The following is a 3,044-nucleotide window of genomic DNA, read 5'->3' on the forward strand; positions in this document are numbered from 1 at the left end:
AAACTCAAATGTTTGACATTAAATAAATTCATCGGGATTGGTATGCCCGATGCTTACAAAGTGAGTTAATTTTACTTGCTACGATAGTGAAGAAAAATACCAGATTGACTGCCGTTGCAACAAAGTCTTATTAAATTATGAATGCCGTAACTTAAAAATATAAAAATGATATTTACAGAAATATACCTTTCACTTATATGGCATATTATACTTTGTGCCATAGCTATTATTCTATGCATTATTTCTAAAGAATGGTGGGTTATAATTATTGTCGCTATATATTTCTTTTTTGCACCTTATGGAAAGGAAGAAGAAATTAGGAATTGTCAGACGGAAAACGGAAATACTGTATCTGTTATTGTTGAATTTAAAGAGCCTATTATTAAACTATTATGGACAAAGCCAGCCGATGTAATAGTAACAGCAATAAACGGTCAAAAATGTAAGGTAAAACTTCGAGAAAGTCCTGATAAAGAAGTATATAAAGGGACTGTATTTGAAGGATATTTTAGCGATAACGGAAAATCTAATACTTTGCTGTTAATTTTATAACCAGAGAATGAAAACAACAATCTGCCTGTTTATATTAATACTACTCTGTTTTTCATGTAAAAAGATAACGGATAAAGAAGAAACTACTCTATTTTCAGACAAAGAAAAAGAAGAATGTATTTCTATATTAAAAGCATATCAAAATTGCGATTCTGCCACATTTGACATAGCGAAAGAAACAGCCATTGAAATAAGCAAAATGAGAGATTCAACCGATACACAAAGCACTGAATTATATATGAATAAGAATGTTATTAATATAGATTCAGTCACAAAAATCGGTATTGAATACATAAAAGAAAATAGGTATAGAGAATTAATGTCTTTATTAGATGAAAATAAGATTGATTTTTACGCACATCCCAATAATAATGTTTTCATAATGGGAGATTTCAATGCTTTGTTGGCTTTACTCTATTACAGATATTTACCGAAAGAAGAAATTATAGAAAAAGAGATTGAAATGTCTATATTTAGAAAAATACTTTGTTGGGGAATAATCGGAATTAGAGAAATAAGAGGACAGGATAGTGAGGAATACGAAGAATATGTGCAGATTTACAAAGAAGAATTAGTATCTCTTGTTAAGCTATACAGGGCGAAAGGAGATAAAGAAAAGGCAATGCAATATTCTGATGAATTATTAGAAATAATTGGAAAAACGATTGAAGATAAAAGAAATAAAAACATACGGCAAATATGAAATATTGTTTGTCGTTTTTAATTTGATTAGAAAATGGAAGTGGCATTGATTACTATAATTGGCTTATTTATATATCTTGTTATCAATACGAAAATCTATAATAAGAAGATAAAAAGATTAAAACAAGAAAGAGACATTGTAAAGAGAAAAGAAAATAATAAAGAGATTGATTCTCTTTCAGAAAATAATATTTTAATTCGGAATCTTGAATGTGTATCTGTTATTATTCCAGAAGGAATAACTACAATAAATGGGCGTTCTTTTATCAATCAACAAAAATTAAAAGCTGTAATTATACCTAATTCGATAAAAAATATAGAGAATGATTCTTTTACAGGATGCGAGAATTTAACTACAATATCAATTCCTGATAGTGTTATCTATATCGGAATAAGAGCATTCTATAATTGTAAATCTTTAGAAAATATTTTTATAGGAAAAGGAATACAAGAAATCAGCGAAAGAGCATTTGCAGCCTGTTTAAATGTAAAGGAATTTCATATTAAAGCATCTGTACCGCCTATTGTAAGAGGTTATTATGTTCTACCATTTCATAAAATAGAAAATCCTGATATATGTACTTTGTATGTACCTAAAGGATGTATAGATAATTATAAGAATAAAGAGTATTGGAAAGACTTCAAAAATATAATTGAAGAATAAGAGATAATTAAAATTAGTATTAACTTTGACACTTGTGTTCACAAATGTGTTACCCTAAAGATAAATTGAAACATCTGTATTTCGTATATTGCTGTAAATCAGTCGATATACAAGGGTTTAGTGGTTGAAGAGGCACGCTACGAAAGCGTGTATACCCCTAAAGGGTATCGAGAGTTCGAATCTCTTCCTCTCCGCGAGACTAACATTTGGAAAGTGGCTCTGTAAGCCACTTTTCTTGTTTTCATGCGGTTCTAAATGCTATCTTTCTACAACTTGCTACTATCTCACGCTATCTCATGATGATGATGTTTTTTGGGTGTCGCATTGACGAAGTGAGGAGCTAATGGAAGCTTATGATTTACTTAGTTTCTAATATATTTAACTATAATTTTCTACCTTTGAGATGTATATAAATAATTTATATCATCATGAAAGAAAATGTATTAAGAGTTATAGATATATTAGCAGACGGGATAAAAAGCTCTGTTAGCCTATTTACAAAAAACATAAGTGAAAATAGCCAAGAAATAGTTGATAATGCAACAGGAACAGTAGGGATATTACTAAAACTTTTTGGTAAGCCTGTTATTGATAAGTATTATGAAAAACGAACCATTAAAAACTTGAAAATTATGGTACTGAAACATATATAGAGGCAGGGAGAAAGCAAATAGCTGAATCTATGCAGAAACTGAATAAAAATGAAGAATTGGCTTCTTCTGCTGAAAATATAATTCAAATTTATGAAGAGATTGTCAGCACTTATGAAGAAAAGAAGATATCAGAAAATACCTTTGTTGTTTTTCAACCACAATACCACCCAAGCATAGAACATCTCAAAGAGATACATATAATTTTATTAACAAGATTGGGGTTTAGTATAGCTGATCATTGCTGGGCACTTATTTCCATCTGATTTTCAGCTGTTTATAATTTAGTTCTTTGGTGTTTTTGTAATCGTGTTCAGTAAGTATCTCATTTACAGATGCTTTATCTAGCAGGGATATTCCAAGAACCTGTAAGATTTCGTAGATCGGACGCTCTACTTTCAATTTGTTAGCCACAATGGCTACCAAACAGTAGGTGATGAGCGCACAATAGACTTGTATTTTTACAGCATTCATAG

The 3,044-nt window shown here is 30.0% G+C and carries 5 protein-coding genes, 1 tRNA gene and 1 pseudogene; 6 read left to right on the forward strand and 1 reads right to left on the reverse strand.

Features of this window, described 5'->3' with window-relative positions; genetic code table 11:
- Window positions 1-165 precede the first annotated feature (165 nt).
- The 6 genes from ACYPZI_RS15705 (at window position 166) to ACYPZI_RS15730 (ending at window position 2,834) form a co-directional block, all read left to right on the forward strand.
- Window positions 166-552, forward strand: coding sequence for a hypothetical protein (locus ACYPZI_RS15705; protein WP_459603280.1), 387 nt, complete (start codon window positions 166-168; stop codon window positions 550-552).
- Between the two features lie 7 nt (window positions 553-559).
- Window positions 560-1,255 (forward strand): hypothetical protein, encoded by a 696-nt coding sequence (locus ACYPZI_RS15710; protein WP_459603282.1) that lies wholly within the window; start codon window positions 560-562, stop codon window positions 1,253-1,255.
- 33 nt (window positions 1,256-1,288) lie between these two features.
- Window positions 1,289-1,918 carry a leucine-rich repeat domain-containing protein gene (locus ACYPZI_RS15715; protein WP_459603284.1) on the forward strand — a complete coding sequence of 210 codons (630 nt, stop codon included), beginning with the start codon at window positions 1,289-1,291 and terminating at the stop codon, window positions 1,916-1,918.
- 113 nt (window positions 1,919-2,031) lie between these two features.
- Window positions 2,032-2,112, forward strand: a tRNA-Ser gene (locus ACYPZI_RS15720).
- A 234-nt stretch (window positions 2,113-2,346) separates the two neighbouring features.
- The gene (locus ACYPZI_RS15725) at window positions 2,347-2,571 is read left to right on the forward strand and encodes a hypothetical protein (RefSeq protein ID WP_459603286.1); all 225 of its coding nucleotides are present in this window, start codon (window positions 2,347-2,349) and stop codon (window positions 2,569-2,571) included.
- 29 nt (window positions 2,572-2,600) lie between these two features.
- The gene (locus ACYPZI_RS15730) at window positions 2,601-2,834 is read left to right on the forward strand and encodes a hypothetical protein (RefSeq protein WP_459603288.1); all 234 of its coding nucleotides are present in this window, start codon (window positions 2,601-2,603) and stop codon (window positions 2,832-2,834) included.
- Here ACYPZI_RS15730 and ACYPZI_RS15735 read toward each other — a convergent pair.
- Window positions 2,821-3,044, reverse strand: a pseudogene (locus ACYPZI_RS15735) (IS4 family transposase); the annotation flags it as partial. The gene ACYPZI_RS15730 and the pseudogene ACYPZI_RS15735 overlap by 14 nt on opposite strands.

It is taken from the genome of Dysgonomonas reticulitermitis (assembly GCF_054601275.1).

Coding starts and splice junctions, on each gene's coding strand:
- ACYPZI_RS15705 (WP_459603280.1), top strand. CDS start 166: ATGATATTTACAGAAATATACCTTTCACTTATATGGCATATTATACTT.
- ACYPZI_RS15715 (WP_459603284.1), top strand. CDS start 1,289: ATGGAAGTGGCATTGATTACTATAATTGGCTTATTTATATATCTTGTT.
- ACYPZI_RS15730 (WP_459603288.1), top strand. CDS start 2,601: ATGCAGAAACTGAATAAAAATGAAGAATTGGCTTCTTCTGCTGAAAAT.
- ACYPZI_RS15725 (WP_459603286.1), top strand. CDS start 2,347: ATGAAAGAAAATGTATTAAGAGTTATAGATATATTAGCAGACGGGATA.
- ACYPZI_RS15710 (WP_459603282.1), top strand. CDS start 560: ATGAAAACAACAATCTGCCTGTTTATATTAATACTACTCTGTTTTTCA.